Origin of the sequence: Acinetobacter sp. SA01 (assembly GCF_011319235.1) — a bacterium.
GTDB lineage: Bacteria > Pseudomonadota > Gammaproteobacteria > Pseudomonadales > Moraxellaceae > Acinetobacter.
This window is the reverse complement of the sequence record NZ_WXXM01000001.1, coordinates 1-23,092: the sequence shown is the minus strand read 5'-3', so window position 1 is coordinate 23,092 and position 23,092 is coordinate 1. Positions and strand designations below refer to the sequence as shown.

The window sequence follows — 23,092 nt, the reverse complement described above, 5'->3', positions numbered from 1 at the left end:
CATCACATTGAAACGGTTTTTATGGGCGTGTAACCTGACTTTGATTTCAGCAATCACATTAACGCACAGTGCAAATGTTAATTTAACCTCACAATTTAATGTTCCTGAAATTGGTAGCGGTGTTGGTTTGATTGACCAGCAAAAAGAAAAAATGATTGGTGAAAAGGTCTTTCGTGAAGTCCAGCACCAAATGCCCGTCTTGCAGAATCCGTGGCTGGAAGATCAGTTGGGGAGTGTATTTTCACATATTTTAAGCCAGACCCAGCTGGGTCAGCCCATAGGGCTGGTGATTATCGATGATCCTCAAATCAATGCTTTTGCTGTTCCGGGGGGATTATTTGCCATCAATACGGGCTTAATCACTTCTGCCCGAAATATTGATGAAGTGGCTGGGGTGATGGCGCATGAAGTGGCCCATGTATCACAGCGTCATTACAGTCGCTCACAAGAGGCGTTTAAGGGGCAGGGCCTGTTAACTGTGGCAGGATTACTTGTAGGCGCGCTAATTGCTTCTCAAGCTGATGGTGATGCTGGAACTGCGGTAATGCTGGGTTCTCAGGCGGCATTGATGGATAAACAGCTGAACTATAGCCGTAACCAGGAACGTGAAGCAGACCGGATTGGCATGCAGTATATGTATAGCGCAGGCTATAACCCGCAAAGTATGGCGGACTTTTTTGAAGTCATGGACCGGGCAACCAGCAAGGTCAGTTTCTTGCCTGATTTCTGGCTCACCCATCCACTCAGTACAGAACGGATGAGCGAAGCGCGTTTAAGAGCCAATCAATTCCCTCTGGTAAAATCAAATTTACATGATGAAGATTTTGAAATGCTGAAGTGGTACAGCAAGGTCATTTCTAACCAGACCACAGAGCAACAACTTCAGGTTTTGGCGAATCGCAATAATTTTTCCGGCCAGCTGGCATTGGCTGCTTTTTATCTAAAACAAGGCGATTATGTTTTAGCTCAGCAAGTTTTAGATCAGGCAAAGGCACAGCAACGCTTAAATAATTTGTTGGTTTTGATTCAAACTGATATTTATTTGGGGCAAAACAAAACCGAGCAAGCCTATCAGGCGATTCAGTCAGCCGCACGAATTATGCCGGAAAGCAGGGCTTTGGCTTTTAAACTGGCAGAAGTTTATATCCGTCAAAAAGAGCCTGCACAAGCTTTCAGTCTAATCCAACGCTTTATCAATAAAAATCCGCGTGATATTCAGGCTTGGCGCCTGATGCAGCAGGCGGCTAATATAGACCGGTTGTCACCGTTTAGAACGGTAAATGTATTGCGTTATCGGGCAGAAGTAGAATACTGGTCGGGTTCGGAAGAAAATGCGATTAAGTCTTTATTACATGCACAGCGCTTGGCTAAAGATAATGCTGTGTTGGCTGCAAAATTAAAAGCACGGATTCAGGAAATGCAAAAAGAGCGGCAGCTCAGGATATAATCGTAGATGATGATGTTGCAGTCATAATAAAAAACAAGGAGTGACCGATGCTAGAAGGTCAATGCTTATGTGGAAGGGTGAAATATCGTTATCAGGGTGAAATTGAAAAAACCATCGTCTGTTACTGTAAGGATTGTCAAATGGCGCAAGGCTCAATCTTTGCTTGGAACAGTCCGTTACAGCAATCAAAATTTGAAATTACCACTGGACTTAAATTTTTAAAAGAATATTTCCATAGCCCGAATAAAGCACGGGTTTTTTGTCAGGAATGTGGTAGTCCAGTTTATTCTTATCGGGTCGATTTGCCTGAAATTATTCGTTTGCGTTTGGGAACGGTCACTCAAGGTCATTTACCTGCGCCTTCCGAGCAAGCCTATGCACAATATAAACCTGATTTTCTGTATATAGATGAATAAAATCTGCAGCTGAATTTGCTCACTTTGTGATAATCTGCGGGTGAATTTATGGTTTTAATGATTAAATGTATTACTTTATGAAAAAAATATTATTTTCCTTAATATTGTTGGGGTGTGCAGGATCAAATGTAGCGGTTGCGAGTGTTGAGCAATACGTCGCAGCGGTGGACCAAATTTCTGCTGAATATAAGCAACAAACGAGAAATTTTTTTACAAGCTTAGATCCACAGCAAACCAGCTTTACTTCACAGCAACAAGCGAAATTCTGTGGAATCGTGGGTAATTATGTCGAGCAGTTATATCAAGCGGCAGATCAGAACAGGGAGTCTTTGGATCGTCAATTTAGACACATGACCAGGCAAGACGTCATTAATAAAGTGATGTCATCAAAAGAAATGCTGATTTTGAAAAAATATAATATTCAGTGTGATCTGAAATAATCGGGAATGTTTATAAGAGATTAGATGAAACATTTGAACTGTCTTTGCTTAAAGGCAGTTCAACGATAAAGAACGATTTTAGAAGTGGGGTTAGCTAAGTTTAGCTTTAATTTTAGCTGAAACTTGTGCAGGATCGGCGCGCCCGGCTATGAGCGGACGCAGAGAATTCATCACCTTACCCATATCTTTCATGCTAGTAGCTTCTTGTGCAGTAATCGTCTGCGCAATGATAGAATCAAGCTCTTCCTCAGTCATAGCTTCTGGTAGAAATTGAGATAACACTTCAATTTCGGCTTGTTCCTTACTAGCTAAATCATCTCGGCCAGCGCCTTCAAAGGCTTTAACCGATTCTTTACGTTGTTTAATTTGCTTTTCAATGACCGCAAGAACTTGAGCGTCGTCAAGCTCTTTGCGCTCATCGACTTCGATTTGCTTAATTGCTGCCTGCAGACTACGAATAACCGTCAACTTATTCATTTCTTTAGCACGCATTGTTGCTTTCAAAACTTCAGTGATTTGGTTTTTTAAAGTAGTCATTTATTTAGTCCAGGCAGTCAATCACAAATTAATCTTAGTAAAGGCGTGTAGTACGAACTGATTCGCGAGCCAATTTCTTTTGGTAACGTTTAACAGCAGCAGCTTTTTTACGTTTACGTTCTTGAGTTGGTTTTTCGTAGAATTCACGTTTACGAACGTCAGCTAAAACACCTGCTTTTTCGCATGAACGTTTGAAACGACGGATAGCTACGTCTACTGGTTCGCCTTCTTTCAATTTAACTTGTGGCATGAAGAATCCTCATTAAGTTATGGATAAGATCTAGGCTGAATTGCCTTCGATCACAAGTGAAGTGCAGTATTTTACTCATTTACATCTCATATCACAAGTCTATAATAGCTTTAGCAATATTTAGATACGGGTAAAAGGCAGTTTAATGATCGTTCTGGGCTTGGAAACTTCTTGTGATGAAACTGGGTTAGCACTCTATGACAGTGAAGTCGGCTTAATAGGACAGGTGTTATATAGTCAGATTAAACTGCATGCTGAATATGGCGGAGTGGTTCCGGAACTGGCTTCTCGTGATCATGTACGTAAGCTTATTCCTTTAATGAATCAGTTGCTTGAACAAAGCAATATTAAAAAATCAGACATTGATGCAGTCGCCTATACACGTGGTCCCGGCTTGATGGGAGCGCTTATGACCGGTGCACTGTTTGGTCGTACCTTGGCGTTCGCGTTAAATAAACCGGCCATTGGTGTGCATCATATGGAAGGTCATATGTTGGCGCCTTTGTTGTCTAAAACTCCGCCAGAATTTCCGTTTGTCGCTTTATTGGTCTCTGGTGGGCATACTCAGCTCATGGCAGCTCATGGCATTGGTCAATATGAATTGCTGGGTGAATCAATTGATGATGCTGCCGGTGAAGCTTTTGATAAAGTGGCAAAGATGATGGGCTTGCCTTATCCAGGTGGTCCGAACATTTCAAAACTGGCTGAGCAGGGGAATCCAGAAGCCTTTGCTTTCCCGCGTCCAATGCTGCATCAAGGTCTGGATTTTTCATTTAGTGGTTTAAAGACGGCAGTTTCCATTCAATTGAAAAAAGTGGAAGGACAAGGCCGTGAAGCTGATATCGCAGCGAGCTTTCAGGAAGCGCTAGTAGATACACTGGTGAAAAAATCGGTAAAAACACTGAAACAGACCGGTTTAAAACGTTTGGTGATTGCAGGTGGTGTAAGTGCCAATAAGCGCTTACGTGAACGTCTGGAAGCGGATTTGGCTAAAATTAAAGCCCAAGTCTATTATGCAGAACCCGCGTTATGTACTGATAATGGTGCCATGATTGCCTTTGCCGGTTATCAGCGTTTAAAAGCAGGGCAGCATGATGGTCTGTCTGTGACGACTACGCCACGCTGGCCAATGACAGAGTTGACCAATCCAAGCGAAGCTTAAATATAAAGAATTAAAAAAGAGGCGAGAGCCTCTTTTTTAATTTTGGAAAAGAATATGAGAGATTCTTTTCCAGTTTTCACAAATTTAAGCTAATTATTGAGACTGAAGTAGTTGTGATCCAATCCAGTGTTTTGAGAACTGATACGCTGCACGCCCTGAACGCTGTCCACGTGCCTGACACCATCTTAAGGCTTCAGCGCGTACTTCATCTGTCATGGACATACCAGCTTTTGCTAAATAATGCTGCACGATTTCCAGGTACAAGTTCTGATCCATCGGATAGAACGACAGCCACATACCGAAACGGTCAGACAGTGAAATTTTTTCTTCAATGGCTTCTTGTGGGTGTAGCTCCGTGTATTGAGGAACATCCATACGCGTTATCGGGGTGTTTTCATGCATAAATTCCGGCAATAAATGACGGCGGTTGCTGGTGGCATAAATAATAAAATTGCTTGAACCGGATTGTAATGAACCATCCAATACACTTTTTAAACTGCGATAGTTTTCATCTTCTGCATTAAAAGCCAGGTCATCACAGTAGACAATAAATTTTTCAGGACGATTTTCAATCAATTTCTGAATCATCGGCAAATCGGCCAAATCATCACGTTCAATTTCAATTAAACGCAAGCCTTCAGATTCATACTCGGTTAATAATGCACGTACAATTGAGGATTTCCCTGTACCGCGTGAGCCAGTCAGTAGCACATCGTTGGCAGGCAAGCCTTTTAAAAATTGCCGGGTATTTTGAATCACTTTTTCTTTTTGTTTTTCTATACCTTTTAAGTCGTCCAAATAGATTTTTTTAGGCTGCTGAATGGCGTTTAATTGTTTATTTTGCCACTTATAGGCCGAAGCTTCAAAGTTGGTTTCTTGTTTCAGTTCAGGTAGGTTTTGCTGTAGCTGTTGGAGTACAGTCGAAAGAACTTGTAAGATATTGTCAGGTAAATCAATTGTTGCCATGATGGTTCAGCTTATACGGATAAAGTGAAAAAGGTCATTTTACATGGAAACTGTATATCAAATAGCCATAGTTTGCCAATTGAATAGGCGGTATGATGATGGATTAATCACTTGTTGATTGTACAAAGATGATGCTCGATACCCGATCAGGGACAGGAAATAACAATGAAAGTGTTTGAGGGATAGATATGTTATTTAATGATTTCACGACAAATATTAATCCACATCAAGCATACCGTATAAAAAAATTAAAAAGTCAGCTCGCTGCGGCTGAAACATATGAAGAATGGAAAAGCATTGCCCTAAAAATAGATGAAGAATCCGGTGCTCAAGAATGGAAATTGGATAACTGTTCACCTTATTTTGATGCCGAAATTATTTCTGGGCGATTAAGCAGGTTAAAACGCTACCGTTTTCAAAAACGTACCCAAGATCTCATGTACATATTGCGTGAAGGTTTAAGCTACGATATCGCAAATATTGCACATCCCATGCTTTTTAATGCCACCTATGTGGGCACTAAAAAAATTATTGAAGATTATGTGGAAGAAGTCAGTGAAAGCCTGGCTTACATTGCTTCGAGCAACTGTACTTGCTTGCCTATGGAAAAAAAAATAGAGTTCTTTCAGCAGTGTAAAAAAGCTTATGGCCAGCCTGCGATCATGTTTTCAGGTGGAGCAACTTTAGGACTGTTTCATACTGGCGTATGTAAAGCACTGCTTGAACAGGATTTAATGCCTAAAGTGTTATCCGGTTCGAGTGCCGGGGCAATCATGACCACCATGCTCGGTACTTCAAAACCTTCAGATATTACCGGTCTTTTAAATGGTGAAAACTTTTTTACCGAAGCTTTTCACTTTCGTAAATTTGGCGATCTTTTAAAGGGAAACGGTGGTTTTGCTGATGTAAAATACCTGAAAAAATTCCTGATTGAAAATTTGGGTGATGTGACATTTGAAGAAGCCTTTAAAACTTCCGGTTTACATATTAATGTCGCTGTAGCACCTTATGACACCTCACAACAAGCCCGCATCATGAATACTTATACTTCGCCAGATTTACTGGTCTGGAGTGCGGTGTTGGCATCCTGTGCTGTGCCCATCCTGTTTCCACCGGTTAAGCTCACCAGTAAGCGTTACGATGGCAAATTGACCCCTTATATGTCCAATACCCGTTGGGTAGACGGCAGTGTAAGAAGTGATTTCCCGCAAGAAAAAATGGCGCGACTGTATAACTTAAATTACACCATTGCCAGTCAGGTGAATCCACATATTGTGCCATTCATGCAAAGTGATGTAGAACGCTATCGTCAAGATATGATGAGCTGGCCAGAGCGGATTGTTCGTCGTCAGGGCAAAGTCATTACCAAAGGAATCATGGATTTTGCACGTGGTCGGGTTGGTATGTTTCCCCCTGTACGCCGTTTGCTCGATCATGGATATGGGGTGATTGATCAAGGTTATTATGGCGATGTGAATATCGTAGGTGATTATAGTCTGCGCCATTATAGTTACATGTTTCAGAATCCACGTCCATATTTGTTCAAGTTATTGCAAAGAGAAGGGGAGCGGGCAACCTGGCCGAAAATATCTTCTATCGAAACCCATGCCCGTGTAGGTAAAACCATTCAGCACTGTTTAGAGCTTTTAAGTTATCAGCATGATCCTGAGAAAAAAACCGCAGAATTTATTGCGGTTTAAAGATGTGGATTTTTCTAATATCCATTTAATGTTAAAGACCAAGCCCAAAAGTTTAACTTTTGGGCGTTGTTTATATACCTTTGAATATCAGCAACAACGCTATTGGTTAAAAACCCAAAGCTTAAATAGCCATCCAAGTGTTGAAGCCGGGTTTCGAAATGAACTGCTTTTTTATCAGCAATTTTTAGCTCAAGCTAATTTTGCCAGCAGCCAGCCTGATTTTTTATTGCCTTTTCAAATGATTTCTAATTTTAAAAGCCTGGCTGAATCACACATGTCGGGCAGTGCAGCATTGATTCTAAGCGACGCAGACTTATTGCTTGGTAATTGTGATGAGATGTCACTACAACAGATCAAACAGACTTTCTTGAAGCTTTTAGATGCCGTGGATCAGTTGCATCAGTTGGGCTGGATTCATGGTGATTTAAAATGTGAGCACCTGGTTAAACATCAAAACCGCGTATGTTTAATTGATTTTGAGCAGGTACAAAAAATCAATGCAGTCCACAATCCGAAAAATCTAACGGCAACACCACGCTATATGGCACCCGAACTTTTTCAGGGTGCCGAAAAAACCGTGCAAACGGATATTTATGCGTTGGGTATTATTCTGTATGAATGGTTGAAAAATCAGCGCCTGAGTGCAAAAACTTATCACGATTGGGCCTATTTGCATTGCCAGCAGCTAAATATTGAACTACCACAACCTTATTTAGCGTTTAAACAGCTTTTATGTGGCATGTTGGCGAAGCAAAAACAGCAGAGATTTACCGACATTGCTACAATAAAATGCTGCTTAGTCACTGAAAATGCTTAAGAAAAATACAGAAAAACGGTTTTTGTTTTTTATTTAAACAAACAAGTGGATTTTTCATAAAAAGGTCTTGTCATCAGGAATCGATCTCTATAATATACACAGCCATTGGGGACGTGGCGAAATTGGTAGACGCACTGGATTTAGGTTCCAGCGCCGCAAGGTGTGAGAGTTCGAGTCTCTCCGTCCCCACCACTTAAATATCAGCATAGTTTGATAATTAGGTTACAGAGGATTGGTGTAATGGTAGCATGACGGTCTCCAAAACCGTTCGTCAAGGTTCGAATCCTTGATCCTCTGCCAAGCTTTAAAAAATCCAACACACAGTTGGTACCCTGATGGGGACGTGGCGAAATTGGTAGACGCACTGGATTTAGGTTCCAGCGCCGCAAGGTGTGAGAGTTCGAGTCTCTCCGTCCCCACCATCATATTAAGGCAAGGTAAGCTACCTTGCTTTTTTGTTGTAAAAAAAATCCAGCATTTAAGCTGGTCCTGACGGGGATATGGCGGAATTGGTAGACGCACTGTGTTCAGGTCGCAGCGCCCTCTGGGCGTGAGAGTTCGAGTCTCTCTATCCCCACCATATTAAAGCAAGGTAAATAGACCTTGCTTTTTTATTGCCTGTAAAAAGTGAATATAAATAAAAAGCCCAAAAAATGGGCTTTTAAAAATAGATTTAAAATTATTATTGTTTTGTCCTAATCCAAAATGACCAATAGTCTTTTAAGCTTTTAAATGATCTTCGAATTCTTCACCAAGTTGCATGGCAAGTGCATTACCTGCTAAATCACATGTGACCAGACCGTATTCTTTTTTGAAGCTAAAGGTAAACCCACGATTATCAGTCAATGATTTTACTGAATAGCCCAATTTTTCTAACCAGATACGAAATGCAATTAAATTTTTTGCCTTAACAACTTTCTTCACGAGAGAACTCCTTGTGTATTAGATACTGACCGCTATTAAATAATTAATAGGGATGCAGATATTTTTTTAAAGGGTAGCTTGAACAGGTTTTTTATAAAATAAATATTTTGTATTTTTTTATGCAAGAAATGCGTAAATAATAAGTAAATTGCGGATAAAAACCAATCTTGCATTCAAAGAATTATTTTACATATTATTGATTTTTATTTGTTTTAGTCTATTTTCTTGATTTTTTGAAATGGAAATATTTAAACACAATTTTAACTAGAGCATGAATGTTTTTATCTTTGAGCAGTTTTGGGGAAGAATAAATGGGGGGGAATACTGAACTGAAGTGGAACAGCCATGTCATTTTATTCACAACTCAATAGCTGCCAAAAAATGACAGTGCTTCATATTTTAAAAAAAGATAAAATATATAGCACTGTACCAAGAGAATTTATTGAATTCTGGCAGGTGCAAAATGTTGATCAAGATGAAGACTGGATTGTAATGACCACAGAAACTATTGAACAGAATGTAATCAAGCAAATTCAGCAGATGCAGCAACAAGGTCAGGTACCTGTTGCTGTTATGCTGGGCCATGAGGACTGGCTATTTTTCGGCGAACAATCCAAAGTGTCCTATACGCCTTTTGGCAGCGCCCGTCGTTATCAACCGGCTTTAGGTGGGTTGCTGCTAGTTCGTGTGGACGAGATGCATGTCACCAAAGTGGTGACGCAAGCCGAGCTCGATGCTTACACCCAAACCCATCAAATTTTATAAACTGTCATCGCTGCTACATGCTACACCCATTAAAAGTTATCTTTTAACTGTCGTATGTGCCGAAATTCTTCCACGCTGTCCACCCTTAAAAAGGGATTGGTTTGCAGTTCCAGTTCAATGCTACTTGGTAAGGTACTTTGACCGAGCATACGCAGTGCTTCCACCTGTTCGAAGCGCTGCTGAATCGCCAGGTTGTCAGGTTCGACATGTAAAGCAAACTTGGCATTGGCCAGTGTATATTCATGGGTGCAGTAGACTTTTGTGCGTGCAGGCAAAGCAGCTAGACGGTTCAGCGAATGGTACATTTGCTCATATGTTCCTTCAAACACACGGCCACAACCCATGGCAAACAATGTATCGCCACAGAAAAGTACATCCAGCGCATCAATAAAATAAACGATATGCCCCAGTGTATGTCCAGGTACGGCAATAATCTCAATATTTAAATCATGAAAACTAAGATGATTTTCATGTTGCAGGGGATGGGTGATAAAAGGAACTTTGCTTAATTCTTCCCGTGGACCATAAACGGGGATATGACGATTTTGTAAAAGCTCGGGCACACCGCCAATATGGTCTTTATGCCAATGTGTCAGCCAGATCTGAGTCAGCTTTAAACCTTTCGCTGTACAAAATTCTTCGACCAGATGTGCTTCAGTAGGGTCAACTGCAACTACTTCTTTACTCGGGATATGTTCTAATAACCAGATATAGTTCTGCAATTGATTTTTCACATCAATCATATGGACTTGAAAATGCATAAGATAGAAATCAATGATATAGATATGGATAAGCTAGCCTTAAAGCCAGGTTTTTTCCAGGGGAAAATCGCAATTAATAGGCCAGTATTTATACATAAAGTTGCTGATCTGCAGGCGGATACAAAAACAGTCTTTCTCGATCAGCTTTTTGTTTTTAAAAAGCACGCTATGGAATACTTGCAGCAATAATGTCTGTATTACATTTAGAACATACAAAGTGCTGAATCTAAAATTGGGGAGATCAATATGAAAATGTATCAGGTGGATGCCTTCACAACGGAACTGTTTAAAGGAAATCCTGCGGCAGTGATTGTGACTGAACACTGGCTGGATGAGGTCTTGATGCAAAATATTGCCTTAGAAAATAATCTGGCAGAAACTGCATTTGTGAAAATGCTTGATGCAGAAAACTATGAAATCCGCTGGTTTACCCCAACCACAGAAGTGAACTTTTGTGGACATGCAACGCTAGCCAGCAGTTTTGTACTATTCAAAGATTATACCGCTGCGAAAACCCTTCGGTTTCATGTTAAAGAGCTCGGCATTTTTGTGGTAAGCCAAGAGATGGATGGCAAAATCAAAATGAACTTTCCGATTCGCCGTGCAAAAAAAATTACCCATTACCCTGAAATTTTAAAGCAAATTTTAAGCAAGCCATTTAAAAATGTTTTTTTAAATCATCAAGCCTACATTATGGAATATGCAAATCCACAAGATGTACGGGATGAGAAGCCCAATCTGGAATTATTCAAACAATGGACACTCAATCAAGCCGAGAAAACCCAACCCAAGCGTGTTCTGGACCTAGCCATTACTGCTCAGGCTGCTGCGCCTTATGATTGTATATCGCGCTATTTTGCTCCCGCTAATGGCATTGATGAAGATCCGGTTACCGGTTCAATTCATACCGCAATTGCGCCGCTTTGGGCAGAGAAATTGGGCAAAAAAGATATTCTGGCTGATCAGGCATCTGCACGTGGGGGAAAATTATATTGTGAACTGCTTGAAAATGAACGGATTGAAATTTCAGGTTATGCAAAATTATATATGCAGGCAGAGCTACATTTGTAACATCTGGATATAAATGAACGACAAAGCTATTGAAATAAACGGTAATGCTTGCAAAAAGTAACTACTCAACATCATGATCATTTTCTAAGATGTGATGCTTAAAAATTCATATGACTGAATAAATTGGAATAATTATGCTCATGCGGTTCAAACAACTTACTATCTCATTATTATTTGTTGGTTTTAGTGCAACTGCCTGGGCACAACCGATCTTGGTTAAATCTGAGCAGAAGATTGAAGAATATACATTAGACAATGGTTTTCGCGTGGTTCTGGCGCAAAATGATAAAGAAAATAAAGTCTTTATGAACACGGTCTATCTGACCGGTTCACTTAATGATCCGCAGGGCAAAGGCGGTTTGGCACATTTGCTCGAACATCTGGCATTTAAGGGTACACAGAATATCAAAGGTGAAGAATTTCAGCGCCGTCTGGATCAATACACCTTAATGACCAACGCCAGTACGGATTATTATTCCACCAAATATACCAATGTGATCCGTCCTGAACAGAATGCCATTAATCAAGTGATTCATCTTGAAGCTGAACGTATGGACAAGCTGGTGCTGCAAGAAAAGTTTGTCCCTTCTGAAATTGCCATTGTGAAACGCGAACGTGAAGTTCGTATGGATCAGCCTTTTGCAGTGATGATGGATCAGATGTGGAAATCGGCTTATGGCAATAAGTATCTGGGACGTTTGCCGATTGGCGATTTAAAAGAATTGCAGTCCATCAAAATGGATGAGCTGAATAAATTTTATCGAACCTGGTATGCGCCGAACAATGCCGTAATGATCATTTCCGGTAAATTTGATAAAGCCGCTGTGTTAAAACAGATTGATCAACAGTTTAGTCCAATAGCAACTCGTCAGGTTCCAGTACAGACCAAAGTTCCTGTGCTGGACTCAGCCAAAATTCAGCATAGAAATTTTGTTGTAAAAAAGGGTAGTGATCTGGCTAAATTCAATATTTACCTAAATGGCAAAAATGAAAAGATCAAATCTGCTTTGGCACTGACACCTTATTTATATACCATGCAACCGAGTGGGCATCTTTATCAAAGCATGGTGGAAACCGGTTTAAGTACCGGCGTTCAATCTACTACCTGGCTAGATCAGGACTTTAATCTGGTCTTTATGGGCGCCATTTATGCACCGAATCATGATGAGAAAAAAGTGCAATCCGAACTTATTGCGGGTGTGGAAAAAAGTCAGCCATTTAATGAGACCGAACTAAACCGGGTAAAAAACCTGATTCAAAATCAGGCAGACAGTGTACTCAGTAATGCTGCCGCTTTGGGGGGGCGCTTAAGTGATTATTATGTGGCTTATCAGGGAGACTGGTCGCAGTACTTTACTGATTTGAATAATGTGAAGCAATTGAAGCTTACTGATGTCAATCAAACCCTGACCCGGTTTTTAGTGCCAGAACATCGCATTTCTGGAGATATTAAACCGACCCCGGAAGATCAGAAAAAAGCATTACAACAACAGGCTGCCGAGCAACCTAAAACCTTAGATCAGGCCAGTGTGCAAGAAGAGCCGCTTAAAGACAGCAGTGCCTATAAGCAGGAAGTCGCGGAATACGTCAAAACCTCAAAGCAGTATTTGGTGGATACTGAAAAGAAAATCCAGCGCGGAACGTTGAAAAACGGTATTGCATACGCTTTGTATCCGACCTCTACCCGTGATGATAAAACCTATGCCACCATTTCTGTTGACTTTGGTACGAATAAATCTTTGTTTAATAAAGGTGAAGTACTGGATTTGATGGCCTATTTACTCTTGCGCGGTTCAGATCAGTATAGTTTGCAGGATATTGCAGACAAATCGATTGAAGCGGGTGGTGGAGCAACGGCTACAGCATCTGCAAATAGTATTGCCATTCAGATTGTGGCGAAAAAAGATAAATTTGATGATTATTTCAAATTTATACTTGATGTTCTGAAAACACCCAAGTTTGAACAATCGCAATTTGACCTGATCAAGTCACAAAGCTTGTCGAGCCTGGATCGTCCATATACGGAACCTGAAACAGTTGCCGCATTGACCATGACGCGCTTATTGGAAACCTATCAGCCAGGAGATTTACGCTATCATTTTGAACCTGAGCTGTCTAAACAGCAGCTTAAAGCAGCAACAGTTGAGCAAGTGAAAAAATTATATCAGGATTTCTTTATCAGTCATCATGCACAAATTGCCATTACCGGTGATTATCAGGCTCAGCCCATGCTAAAACTGCTACAAAAAGAATTTTCTGGATGGAAAGCGCAATTGCCTTATCAACGTTTAAGTTCTGATTATCAGGCGTATAAGGCACAAAAAATCCATGCTTTATCAGAGCAACGTGAATTTGGTAATTATCAGGCCATTTTGACCTTGCCGGTGGGTTCGAATCATGCCGATGCGCCAGCCTTAATGGCGTTTAGTTATATTCTGGCTGACTCGCAGCTGTCGTCACGTTTAGCCCAGGAACTCCGTGAGAAAAATGCCTTGGTATATGGATTTGGCAGCAATCTGGATCTGGATGAATGGATTGATTCAGGGGCACTCACCATAGAAGCCAATTATACTGCAGCAAAGTCGGCGCAAGTATCACAAGCCGTGCATAAGGTACTGAATGATTTACTCACTAAAGGGGTAACTGAACAGGAGCTGGAAGCGGCCAAAGCCAATATTCTGAAAAAACGGGTGACTGCTTTGGAAGATGAACGCAGTATTCACGCAATGCTTTTGCCGCAACTGGAACATAATCGCGACTTGTTGTTCCGTGAAAAGCGTGATCAGGCTTTTGCAAAACTTAGCAAAGCAGATGTAGATACCGTAATCAAGAAATACATCAAACTGGATCAGCTGGTGGAAGTCATGGCAGACCAGTATGGAAAGCCACAAAATAAGTCATAGTTCTTAATCAGCTCTATCATTTAATTTATTAGTGCCACCAATCTATTTGTTTTAACATTCCCTCTCCTTTTAGGAGAGGGTTAGGGAGAGGTTATTTTTAATTATTATACTAAACTGTTCTTAAAGAAAAGCCCATTTAAAGCCGATAAAACTGCTTTGTATTATGATGAAAAACTTGTTTCAGTGCATTAGGATCATAGACCCACTACCACATCACTAAAGGCATTAATGATGTTCAGCAGTGAGGTACTGACCCGATCCATGGAAAAGTTGGACGCAAACATGACCCGGTAACTGCCAAAGTGGCGCAGCACATGGCTAATCAGTGGAAAGACTAGATCATAGATTTCCTGTTTACTGGCTAAGCGGTCTTGTTTATGAAACTGATGACCCAATATCCGCATAAACAGGCCAGACATCTTGATATAAACATTTGGATATCTTGCTAGTTCGGCAATATCTTCCTGCCAGCGCACCAGAATATTTTCCTGGGCGGTTTTCGTCAGTCCTGTAAGTGAGCCGATTTTTCCAAATAATCCGGCAGGCGTGCCAAAATGGTCCAGTACAATAGAGGTTTCCGGAAACTGTCTCCAGCTGTTGTATGGTCAGTCTTTGGTTCAGTAAATCTCTGTCATGTCACCATACACTAAGGTATTTTGGCTTTGGATGACCTTTCATCCAAAAACTCAGCACATAAAAAAAGCCCCGTAGGGCTTTTCATTAATGATCGTGATTGTGGTCATGATCATGCTTGTTGGTATGAAATTCTTCGTTACGACGGAAGCGAAGATAGTTTTCAAACTGTTCGCAATATTCGTCATAGTTGTCTTCCAGCATCATCTGGAACTGCTGCATGATGTATGACATCACCTGATCTTTGGCATCACGCATTTCATTGCCATCTTTAAAGTTATTGGCAGCTACCCAAGTATTAAAACGGGCAGTAGCAAACAACATGGCAGCGCTGACTTGTCCGCGCATTTCAGCAGGTTTCACGGCTGAACCTTTTTCGACACGGCAAAATTCGTTGGCTTGTTTAATAAATTCATCAGCACGTTCAAAAAAAGCAGCATTTAACGCTTCTTCTTCGGTTACATCTGTTGCTTCAATCTTTTGAACCATGAACTTTTCCTGCAAAAACGATCTAATAGCTTATTATAGGCAAAGCCTTGCAGAAACTAAACCTTTGGCTTAATCTAAAAATAGCCTAAGTATAAAATGGATACTCCAATGCAAGATGCCATTGCCGTACAAAGTTTAAAAAGTGACATCGCCTTATTGCGTCAAAATATTTGGCCGCCTGCAAATTTGGCCAATGTTGAAGGCTTACCTATTTATTATGGTTCTAAAAAAGAAGTCGATGAATATTACCGGCAATGGATTGGGTTAATTGAACGAGCACAAGATCTATTCCAGCCTTTTATGCAAGATGAAACACTCGATGCGGTGCATTTACCCAGCCATTTGAATCTGCCGCTGTTCTATTTTCATGTTGACCGCATCCGAATTAATAAAACCCGCGCCAAAGAGTCGAAAACCTTTCGCGGTATTGCCAGCTTATTAGATAAGTGCGGAAAATTTGAACCTGAGCAGATTCAGGCCATGAGTGCTTGGTTGGAAAGTGATGATACCGCAGCTTTGGTGGCTCATCGTGAATTCATCGATTTGCGCACTTATGTGTTCCAGCATGGACAAAGTGAATATACTCGTACGCGGTTTTATGTAAATGGTATTGTACTGAGTACAGAGCCACATTTTGAGCTGGTAGATGCCCGTGACAAGCCACGCAAACAGCGCAACGATAGTTATAGCGATCCATTGGCAGATAATGGAACTTGGAAAATTTTTGGCAAATATCGCTAATATTGGTTTTACATTTTCTACTTACCAGAAAGTATCGGTTTTAGAATAATCGTCTAAATGCTGCTGAGCCTGTTGCAGAACGTATTTTTTCTCACTGGCAATCCAGCCCAAGGCAAACCATGCTTTTTGTTTACGTTTGACCATATCCTGAAACAGCGTTTCGGCCACCATCAAATCGTTATATTGTCCTAAACTTTCTTGGGCGGGTTTTAAATCTTTGAGATAGTGCTTTACATCTTGAACAGGATAAAGCGAAGCCACGAATTCTACACAATAACGCAAGCGTTTGACCCGTTTGCGGGTACGATGCCGGGATGGAATATCCAGCTGTAAAAATTGATCGGCATCTTTGCAGATTTGTTGATGCATTTTTTGCAGTTTTTTGGCGATATCTTTTTTTAATCCGGATTTTTTCTGTTCTTTACTTGGCTGATCGACAAAGCGTAGCAGATGAAGAATCAATTCTACAAAGTCTGAAGAACGTAATGATTCATCAATGGGAATGCCAGATTGTTCAGGCGTATCTGGAACCTCAACAAAAGGGGCACCTGCCTGTTCGAGCTGAGGTAAAAGTCCTTCACTCAAGGCATCGCGATCACGGGTTGAACCCAGTTGGCGGAACAGATGAGTCAGCTGCTCTTGCCAGTCTGGATTGACATCTTTTGACCAGTCGTCAAAAACACGTAAGGCACTTCTTAAACGGCGAATGGCAACCCGAGTCTGGTGCACATGTTCGCTATCATACTGTCCGGAAGCGATGGTCGATGCATTCGGCAATAGGTGCTGCAAGGTATTATTGATGATCTGCTTTAAAGCTTGATCTGTTGAGTCCTGTGGATTCAGTTGCAGTGGGCTGGCAAATTGAGCGGCAGGATTTTTTAAATTCTGTGCCAGCAAATCGCCGCGTTGAGCTTTACTGCGCACATCTAGCCATAAATGATATCGCTGCACCCAGGGGTGAATAAATTTGATCAGGTCTTGTATGGAACCTTGTTTAAGCTCAAATTCAATTTCATAAATTGATACGCTCTGATCGTTATGTCGAATTTTGCCGCGATCCAGACTGACTTCAATTTTTGAACGGTTAAAATGAATCACATGCACCAGACGTTGAACGACTGTTTCATATTGCACAATCAGGTTTTTAGCCTGTTTGCCCAAAGCATTTTGCAGCAATTGTTTTGCTTTCGAATCGGATTGATAAATCTTAAGATCTAAATCCGGGTCTTTTAGCTTGCCTAAATCACTTTCCAGTTCAAAACGTTGTAAGGAATGATCGCTGGGCGCTTTTAAAGTTTGTATCCAATGATCATCTTCAAGACGTTGACGTAATGAAATATTTTTTTCAGCCAAATGCCGTTCGGGCGTGTCATAGTATTTTGCGTATAAAGAAATCAAGCGAGCATTCTTGTTCAAGAAGAGCTGATAGAGCTTTTCTTGATCTGATGCGGGGATCTGAAATTTTAATTCTACTTCAAGCATGTTAAAACTCCTGACGCTTCATCATCCGATAGGGCCATGACTTTTATTGTAAGCCAGTATCAAAAAAAGAGTAGGGTTTTGCCAGAAAGTAGATCAAGCGTATGTCGCCCCACTCATTGGTGTACATTAAAAGATCATGCCATACGCTTTGATTTGACAGGTTTAATTTTGTCGCTTTATTTGTTACTTAATAAATTTACGACTCACCAGGAATTGTTCTGTCGCTTCAAGCAGTTTTTGTGCATACACTTCCTGTTTTGCTGTCAGCCAGCCCAACACAAACCAGTCACTGGCTTCAAGTTCAGTTTGCTGAATATACTCGGCAGAAGAGGCCAGAATCTGATATTCACTGGCGGCAAGTTGAGCATCATTCAAGGCTTTGCTGTATTTTTGCAAATTTTTGACATCATAAATCGAAGTTAGAATCGGGAAGCTAAATTTCAGTTCATGAATTTTAGTCGCTAACTCATCCAGACTCTCAAAATTGGAAATATCGGTATTTGCAAGATGCTCTTGGAGCTGTTTATATTGATTTTGAAGGGTATTTTGCGCAAACCATTTTAAGTCATGCGCTTGGAGCTTATCCTCATGGTCCAGGCCAAACATCAATAATTCCAGATAATGATGTACGTTTTGTGTGGAACGTACTAGATTGGCCAACTTTTCTTTGGCATACAAAATATCTTTGGCTAAATTCGATGCAGTATTGGGGTTCTGTAAAAATGCGCCTAAAGTCGACTGCATGTGCTGTAAATGCTGTAAATGATCAAACTGATGCTTAAATGCACCCAGCTGCACCGCCCATTTGTCGGAAACTTCCTCATTCCAGTCTTTAAATAACGACAGGGTCAAATGTAAATTATCCAGTGCAATTTGAGCTTGCTGAATATGTGTTTGCTCGGCAACACCTGCAGCAATAGCTGCGATATTTGGCAGTAAATGCTGTAACTGCTGGGCAATCAGCATGCGCAAGTTTTTATTGGCGGGGTCTTTTTTACTTAAATGAAATTCCTTGGCTAATTTTGCCGGACTGACGGGTTGCTGGATGGCCAAAAGATTGCCGATTTCGGCTTTACTGCGCACATCCAGCCAAAGGTGATATTTTTTCACCCATTCAAAGCTAAAGGTGAGAAGAGATTGGACTGAGCCCGACTTCAATTCAAACTCGACTTCATGTACTTCACTCTGGGCTGTTTCGGTACGCACTTCACCAACATCTAGACTGACTTCTATCTCGGTTTCTTCAAAATGAATGACGCGAAAGGTACGCTGTATATCAGTTTCAAACTGTAATTTAAGTTGATCCTGTGCCTCACCCAAAGCATTTTTCAGGATGTGTTGTGCTTCAGCATCCTGCTCATAAATAGATAAATCCAGCTGCGGGGCATGTTCCAGTTCACCCAGGTCATGATTATGCTCAAAACGATGTAAGTGGCTTTTCCCTGCAGCTTTTAAGGTTTGAATCCAGCGCGTGCCTTCGAGACGTTGTCTTAAGGCAACACCATGTTGTGAGAGTAAGCGTTCTGAGGTGTCGTAATATTTGGCTTTCAGTTGAATAATTTCAGATTTTTTAGGATCCAATGCTTTCAGTAAAGCATTACGTCTTGCTTCAGGAATTTGAAATTTTAATTCAACTTCAACCATGATTTTTCATCCTAATTTTTTGATGTGATGTCAGCAATGCAAACATTATCTATAGCTTACACATGCATTATGAAATCTGTTCTTTTATAGCGCCGGAAATAGCATTGTTCATTCTAAGCTGATGATTGTAGCGAAAATGATTTTTGATGTAAGACTTGACGAACGGATTCTTGACTGGTTGCTTTGCAAATGATCAAAAAAATGATAAAAGCGGACACTTTAATTTGGCTGAAATATGAGCTAACTTGAATCGAAATAGGCAGGACTATGACCATGAATACAACAATCCAGCTCAAATTTGAACATCATCCAGAACCGGAATTTCAGCTGCCGATTCAAAACTATCATGAATTCTATCGGTTTTATCTAACTGAGCATCGTAATATCATGAGTCGCCGTTTGCATATATTCGGCAGTAGTGTCGGGGCATGCCTATTAAGTCGTGCCATTGTAAAAAGAAAGCCAAAGTATCTTGTTTATGGATTATTGTTCGGCTATGCCAGTGCATGGGCAGGTCATTTCTGCTTTGAAAAAAACAAACCGGCCAGTTTTAAACAGCCGCTCTATAGTTTTATTTCAGATTGGCGCATGTTTTCTGATGTGTTGCGTGGGAATTTAAGTTTGAAAGATCGTTCCCTGGATAAAATTCCCAGTTAGTTAAAAAATCACTTATATTATGTGAATAGTGTTTAAAAAATTTACCTAAAAATAAAATATTTGTAAATTTACGGAATGTAGACTTGCAATGGTAGAGTGAATATTCTATTAATAGAACAGGCATTGAATAAATTTATTTCTTACTTCGAGCGTCCTAATTTTAAAGTTTTCCAAGCCTAGAGCGACCTTCTCTAGGCTTTTTTTATTTAAGGAAGGTTTTATTTAACGAAGGTTAGATAAAAGCTAAAGTTTTTGAATCAAGATTAAAAAATAGGGAATTAAAAATTTACAAAAAATGCTTTGTCAGAGTTGAAGATATTACCCAATTTTAGCGGAATAAAAATAGAAAGACTTCCTAATCCTTCATTCGCTTCCCCCAAGCGCATTTTATAATCAAGGATCAGGAAGTCTTTTCATTGCTTCAAGTTTCTTTTTATAATTATTATTTATTGTTATTTTGTGGTTTATTTAATCGTTTAATCTTCAGATGATCTATCCCTGAAAATAGGTATTTTCACACTATTTAACTCAAAGTTGCCACTGTTTAAGTTTTCTAATTTTTGATATTCATCTGCTGTAATTTTAAGGAATTAAGACAGTTCCGCTGAATCTTGTCCTTGATATGCCTATAATAGGGCAGTTTTAATTTTGGCAGTTTGTTATGCGCGGTTTATATCTGATCACCAATGATGATCCTTTAGAACTTTTATTGGCTAAGCTTGAAGGTGCAATGGCCAATGGTGGTATTTCAGTATTGCAATACCGTCGTAAAAAAGTCGCCAAAGAAGATCAATTTTATGAAATTGAGTACATGAAAGCCATGTGTGCTGAATATCACGTACCTTTCGTGATTAATGACGATCTTGAAATTGCAGTTAAATACGGTGTAGGTGTGCATCTGGGCCAGGATGATGGCTCGATTCAGGAAGCGGTTGCACGTTTGCCAGAAGGTGTCCTGATTGGTCGTAGCTGTAACAATTCTCTGGAATTGGCAGAACAGGCGATTGCCGATGGTGCAAATTATGTGGCATTTGGTGCAATTTATGCGACTGAGAGTAAGCCTGAAGCTGGAAACATTGGTCTGGAAACCTTGAAACAGGCTAAAACACAATTGAATGTGCCGATCTGTGCCATTGGCGGGTTAACCGTTGAAAATTCAAAGATCGTGGTGGAATCTGGTGCAGATTATTGTGCAGTGATTAGTGATATATTAGGTCGTCCTATGCATGCCATTCCTGAGCGTCTTGATGAATGGTCTGCACTTTTTCAAGACAACCTTTAATAATATAGATTTAGATTGATTTAATTTTGAGTTGAGTAAATTCATGAGCCTATCTCCAAAGCAAGAACAATTGTTTAAACAAGCCAGCAAACATATTCCGGGTGGGGTGAATTCACCTGTACGTGCGTTTAATGGGGTGGGTGGTACGCCTGTATTTATTGAAAAAGCCAAGGGTGCCTATTTATACGATGTCGATGGTAAACGCTATGTGGACTATGTCGGTTCATGGGGACCGATGATTTTAGGCCATGCCCATCCTGACATCATTAAAGCCGTACAAGAGGCTGCTGTTGATGGCTTAAGCTTTGGTGCACCAACCGTTCATGAAACCACGCTTGCAGATATTATTTGCGAGATCATGCCATCGATTGAACTGGTTCGTATGACCAACTCAGGTACGGAAGCAACCATGACAGCAATCCGTTTGGCACGAGGCTACACAGGCCGCGACAAGATTGTAAAATTTGAAGGCTGTTACCACGGTCACTCAGACTCGCTTTTAGTTAAAGCGGGTTCAGGCATGTTGACTAGCGGTGAAGGTGAAGCGACTTCTGCGGGTGTACCGGCTGATTTTGCCAAACATACGCTGACGCTTCCATACAATGACATCGCGACTTTAAAAGAATGTTTTGCTAAATTCGGTCATGAAATTGCTGGCGTAATTGTTGAGCCAGTCGCAGGCAACATGAACCTGGTGAAACCGATTGATGGTTTCCTGCAAGCGATTCGTGATGTATGTGATGAGCATGGTTCGGTCTTTATTATTGACGAAGTGATGACCGGTTTTCGTGTCGGTCTAGGCGGTGCACAGGCACATTATGGCGTAACCCCGGATTTGACCACTTTGGGTAAAATTATTGGTGCAGGCCTGCCAGTCGGTGCGTTTGGTGGTAAACGTGAAGTGATGGAGTGCATCGCGCCACTGGGTAAAGTCTATCAAGCAGGGACATTGTCAGGTAATCCTTTGGCGATGCGTGCCGGTATTGAAATGTTCAAACATTTACGTGCCGAAGGTTTTTATGAAAAACTAACCGCGCAACTCGAAAAATTGCTTGCCGGTTTACAAACCGCTGCGGATGAAGCAGGTATACCATTCAAGACTCAACAAGTGGGCGGGATGTTCGGTTTGTACTTTACCGATCAAGAAGACATCACCAGTTTTGATTCCATGTTGAAATGTGATGTGGATGCCTTCCGTAAATTTTTCCATGGCATGTTGCAGCGTGGGGTGAATTTTGCACCTTCTGCATTTGAAGCGGGCTTTATTTCAGCAGCACACAGTGATGAAGATATTGAATTTACTATTCAAGCTGCTAAAGAAACCTTTGCTGAAATGAAAGCTTAACTTTTCGAATCCTCCCTAACCCTCCTTTGATAAAGGAGGGAATTCTAAATTTACTATATTGAAATTCCCCTCTTTTTAAAGATGGGTTAGGGGAGATTAAATTCTAAAATTAGGGATAACACATGCAAACCAAACATTATTTGACTTTAAGCAATGCGGAATTTTTACTAAATTCAGCTTATGAATATGCACTTGAACATGGTTTTAATGTCAGTATCGCCGTTGTAGATGAAACCGGAAATTTGTTAGCGATGAAGCGTATGGATGGGGCCGCGCCGATGACTGCTAATTTAGCAATTGAAAAAGCCAAATGCTCGGCAATGAGCCGTCGTCCATCCAAATTGTTTGAGGATATTATAAAAAATGGACAAATGGGTTTTCTGACCATGGAATCATTTTCAGGAATGCTGGAAGGTGGCGAGCCGATTATGTATGAAGGGCAGTTGGTCGGTGCGATGGGCGTATCAGGCGTGAAGTCGTTTGAAGATGCGGAGATTGCACAGCAGGCGATTGAGAAATTTTTAGCACAGCAGGCAGTTTAATTATTTTGAAATCAGAAGTTTTCTTAATTAACCCGAATCCTGCTTAAGCCAATCATTCCATTACTTGAATGGTTGGCTTGTTTTGATGGCATAACTGATAAGCACATAAAGAGGCATA

At 40.7% G+C, this 23,092-nt stretch carries 23 protein-coding genes, 4 tRNA genes and 1 pseudogene; 19 read left to right on the top strand and 9 right to left on the bottom strand.

The window, feature by feature from the left end:
- The first annotated feature begins 40 nt into the window (after nucleotides 1-40).
- From GTU69_RS00140 to GTU69_RS00130, 3 genes are all read left to right on the top strand, one after another.
- Entirely contained in the window at nucleotides 41-1,447 is a 1,407-nt protein-coding gene (locus GTU69_RS00140) for a M48 family metalloprotease (RefSeq protein ID WP_240921574.1), read from the top strand.
- A gap of 47 nt (nucleotides 1,448-1,494) precedes the next feature.
- The gene (locus tag GTU69_RS00135) at nucleotides 1,495-1,863 is read left to right on the top strand and encodes a GFA family protein (protein ID WP_166166605.1); all 369 of its coding nucleotides are present in this window, start codon (nucleotides 1,495-1,497) and stop codon (nucleotides 1,861-1,863) included.
- Nucleotides 1,864-1,940: 77 nt separating this feature from the next.
- Nucleotides 1,941-2,303: a hypothetical protein gene (locus tag GTU69_RS00130; protein ID WP_166166602.1), complete on the top strand. Its 363-nt coding sequence runs from the start codon at nucleotides 1,941-1,943 to the stop codon at nucleotides 2,301-2,303.
- A gap of 90 nt (nucleotides 2,304-2,393) precedes the next feature.
- Here the strand turns inward: GTU69_RS00130 and GTU69_RS00125 are convergent, their stop codons facing one another.
- A complete protein-coding gene (locus GTU69_RS00125; RefSeq protein WP_086195548.1) occupies nucleotides 2,394-2,840 on the bottom strand; it encodes a GatB/YqeY domain-containing protein in 447 nt (148 codons plus the stop codon).
- Nucleotides 2,841-2,874: 34 nt separating this feature from the next.
- A complete protein-coding gene (gene rpsU / locus GTU69_RS00120) occupies nucleotides 2,875-3,090 on the bottom strand; it encodes a 30S ribosomal protein S21 (RefSeq protein WP_001136722.1) in 216 nt (71 codons plus the stop codon).
- 145 nt (nucleotides 3,091-3,235) lie between these two features.
- On the opposite strand from rpsU, the gene tsaD reads away from it, so the two are divergent.
- Entirely contained in the window at nucleotides 3,236-4,252 is a 1,017-nt protein-coding gene (tsaD, locus tag GTU69_RS00115; protein ID WP_086195547.1) for a tRNA (adenosine(37)-N6)-threonylcarbamoyltransferase complex transferase subunit TsaD, read from the top strand.
- 93 nt (nucleotides 4,253-4,345) lie between these two features.
- Here tsaD and GTU69_RS00110 read toward each other — a convergent pair whose 3' ends face one another.
- Nucleotides 4,346-5,218 (bottom strand): ATP-binding protein, encoded by an 873-nt coding sequence (locus tag GTU69_RS00110; protein WP_166166599.1) that lies wholly within the window; start codon nucleotides 5,216-5,218, stop codon nucleotides 4,346-4,348.
- 188 nt (nucleotides 5,219-5,406) lie between these two features.
- Here GTU69_RS00110 and GTU69_RS00105 point away from each other — a divergent pair, with 188 nt between their 5' ends.
- From GTU69_RS00105 to GTU69_RS00080, 6 genes are all read left to right on the top strand, one after another.
- Complete coding sequence (locus GTU69_RS00105; protein WP_166166596.1) at nucleotides 5,407-6,918, top strand: DUF3336 domain-containing protein; 1,512 nt, start codon at nucleotides 5,407-5,409, stop codon at nucleotides 6,916-6,918.
- Entirely contained in the window at nucleotides 6,878-7,735 is an 858-nt protein-coding gene (locus tag GTU69_RS00100) for a protein kinase (protein WP_166166593.1), read from the top strand. Before GTU69_RS00105 ends, GTU69_RS00100 begins: the two co-directional genes overlap by 41 nt.
- Before the next feature lie 107 nt (nucleotides 7,736-7,842).
- Nucleotides 7,843-7,927, top strand: a tRNA-Leu gene (locus GTU69_RS00095).
- A gap of 34 nt (nucleotides 7,928-7,961) precedes the next feature.
- A tRNA-Trp gene (locus GTU69_RS00090) sits at nucleotides 7,962-8,035 on the top strand.
- A 37-nt stretch (nucleotides 8,036-8,072) separates the two neighbouring features.
- Nucleotides 8,073-8,157, top strand: a tRNA-Leu gene (locus GTU69_RS00085).
- 72 nt (nucleotides 8,158-8,229) lie between these two features.
- Nucleotides 8,230-8,315, top strand: a tRNA-Leu gene (locus GTU69_RS00080).
- Between the two features lie 140 nt (nucleotides 8,316-8,455).
- Here GTU69_RS00080 and GTU69_RS00075 read toward each other — a convergent pair.
- Nucleotides 8,456-8,659, bottom strand: a complete 204-nt coding sequence (locus tag GTU69_RS00075; protein ID WP_086176023.1) for a hypothetical protein — start codon at nucleotides 8,657-8,659, stop codon at nucleotides 8,456-8,458.
- A gap of 492 nt (nucleotides 8,660-9,151) precedes the next feature.
- On the opposite strand from GTU69_RS00075, the gene GTU69_RS00070 reads away from it, so the two are divergent.
- Entirely contained in the window at nucleotides 9,152-9,424 is a 273-nt protein-coding gene (locus tag GTU69_RS00070) for a hypothetical protein (RefSeq protein ID WP_166167792.1), read from the top strand.
- 29 nt (nucleotides 9,425-9,453) lie between these two features.
- Here the strand turns inward: GTU69_RS00070 and gloB are convergent, their stop codons facing one another.
- A complete protein-coding gene (gloB, locus tag GTU69_RS00065) occupies nucleotides 9,454-10,185 on the bottom strand; it encodes a hydroxyacylglutathione hydrolase (protein WP_166166591.1) in 732 nt (243 codons plus the stop codon).
- On the opposite strand from gloB, the gene GTU69_RS00060 reads away from it, so the two are divergent.
- The 3 genes from GTU69_RS00060 (at nucleotide 10,180) to GTU69_RS00050 (ending at nucleotide 14,159) form a co-directional block, all read left to right on the top strand.
- Nucleotides 10,180-10,374 carry a hypothetical protein gene (locus tag GTU69_RS00060; RefSeq protein ID WP_166166588.1) on the top strand — a complete coding sequence of 65 codons (195 nt, stop codon included), beginning with the start codon at nucleotides 10,180-10,182 and terminating at the stop codon, nucleotides 10,372-10,374. The genes gloB and GTU69_RS00060 overlap by 6 nt on opposite strands.
- 57 nt (nucleotides 10,375-10,431) lie before the next feature.
- The gene (locus GTU69_RS00055; protein WP_166166585.1) at nucleotides 10,432-11,256 is read left to right on the top strand and encodes a PhzF family phenazine biosynthesis protein; all 825 of its coding nucleotides are present in this window, start codon (nucleotides 10,432-10,434) and stop codon (nucleotides 11,254-11,256) included.
- Nucleotides 11,257-11,390: 134 nt separating this feature from the next.
- Entirely contained in the window at nucleotides 11,391-14,159 is a 2,769-nt protein-coding gene (locus GTU69_RS00050; protein ID WP_166166582.1) for a pitrilysin family protein, read from the top strand.
- Between the two features lie 136 nt (nucleotides 14,160-14,295).
- Here GTU69_RS00050 and GTU69_RS00045 read toward each other — a convergent pair.
- Nucleotides 14,296-14,749 (bottom strand): annotated as a pseudogene (locus GTU69_RS00045) (amidohydrolase family protein); the annotation flags it as partial.
- A gap of 130 nt (nucleotides 14,750-14,879) precedes the next feature.
- Complete coding sequence (locus GTU69_RS00040) at nucleotides 14,880-15,281, bottom strand: DUF3144 domain-containing protein (RefSeq protein WP_086195539.1); 402 nt, start codon at nucleotides 15,279-15,281, stop codon at nucleotides 14,880-14,882.
- 108 nt (nucleotides 15,282-15,389) lie between these two features.
- Between GTU69_RS00040 and GTU69_RS00035 the strand changes: the two genes are divergently transcribed.
- The gene (locus GTU69_RS00035; protein ID WP_086195538.1) at nucleotides 15,390-16,022 is read left to right on the top strand and encodes a hypothetical protein; all 633 of its coding nucleotides are present in this window, start codon (nucleotides 15,390-15,392) and stop codon (nucleotides 16,020-16,022) included.
- Between the two features lie 21 nt (nucleotides 16,023-16,043).
- Here the strand turns inward: GTU69_RS00035 and GTU69_RS00030 are convergent, their stop codons facing one another.
- Nucleotides 16,044-17,504 carry a CYTH and CHAD domain-containing protein gene (locus tag GTU69_RS00030; protein WP_166166579.1) on the bottom strand — a complete coding sequence of 487 codons (1,461 nt, stop codon included), beginning with the start codon at nucleotides 17,502-17,504 and terminating at the stop codon, nucleotides 16,044-16,046.
- Between the two features lie 183 nt (nucleotides 17,505-17,687).
- Nucleotides 17,688-19,148, bottom strand: a complete 1,461-nt coding sequence (locus GTU69_RS00025; RefSeq protein ID WP_166166576.1) for a CYTH domain-containing protein — start codon at nucleotides 19,146-19,148, stop codon at nucleotides 17,688-17,690.
- A gap of 273 nt (nucleotides 19,149-19,421) precedes the next feature.
- Here GTU69_RS00025 and GTU69_RS00020 point away from each other — a divergent pair, with 273 nt between their 5' ends.
- From GTU69_RS00020 to GTU69_RS00005, 4 genes are all read left to right on the top strand, one after another.
- Nucleotides 19,422-19,805, top strand: a complete 384-nt coding sequence (locus GTU69_RS00020; protein WP_166166573.1) for a DUF962 domain-containing protein — start codon at nucleotides 19,422-19,424, stop codon at nucleotides 19,803-19,805.
- A 661-nt stretch (nucleotides 19,806-20,466) separates the two neighbouring features.
- Nucleotides 20,467-21,087, top strand: coding sequence for a thiamine phosphate synthase (gene thiE / locus GTU69_RS00015; RefSeq protein ID WP_166166570.1), 621 nt, complete (start codon nucleotides 20,467-20,469; stop codon nucleotides 21,085-21,087).
- Between the two features lie 43 nt (nucleotides 21,088-21,130).
- Nucleotides 21,131-22,432, top strand: coding sequence for a glutamate-1-semialdehyde 2,1-aminomutase (gene hemL, locus GTU69_RS00010; protein WP_166166567.1), 1,302 nt, complete (start codon nucleotides 21,131-21,133; stop codon nucleotides 22,430-22,432).
- A 122-nt stretch (nucleotides 22,433-22,554) separates the two neighbouring features.
- Complete coding sequence (locus GTU69_RS00005) at nucleotides 22,555-22,974, top strand: heme-binding protein (RefSeq protein WP_166166564.1); 420 nt, start codon at nucleotides 22,555-22,557, stop codon at nucleotides 22,972-22,974.
- The last annotated feature ends 118 nt before the right edge of the window (nucleotides 22,975-23,092 follow it).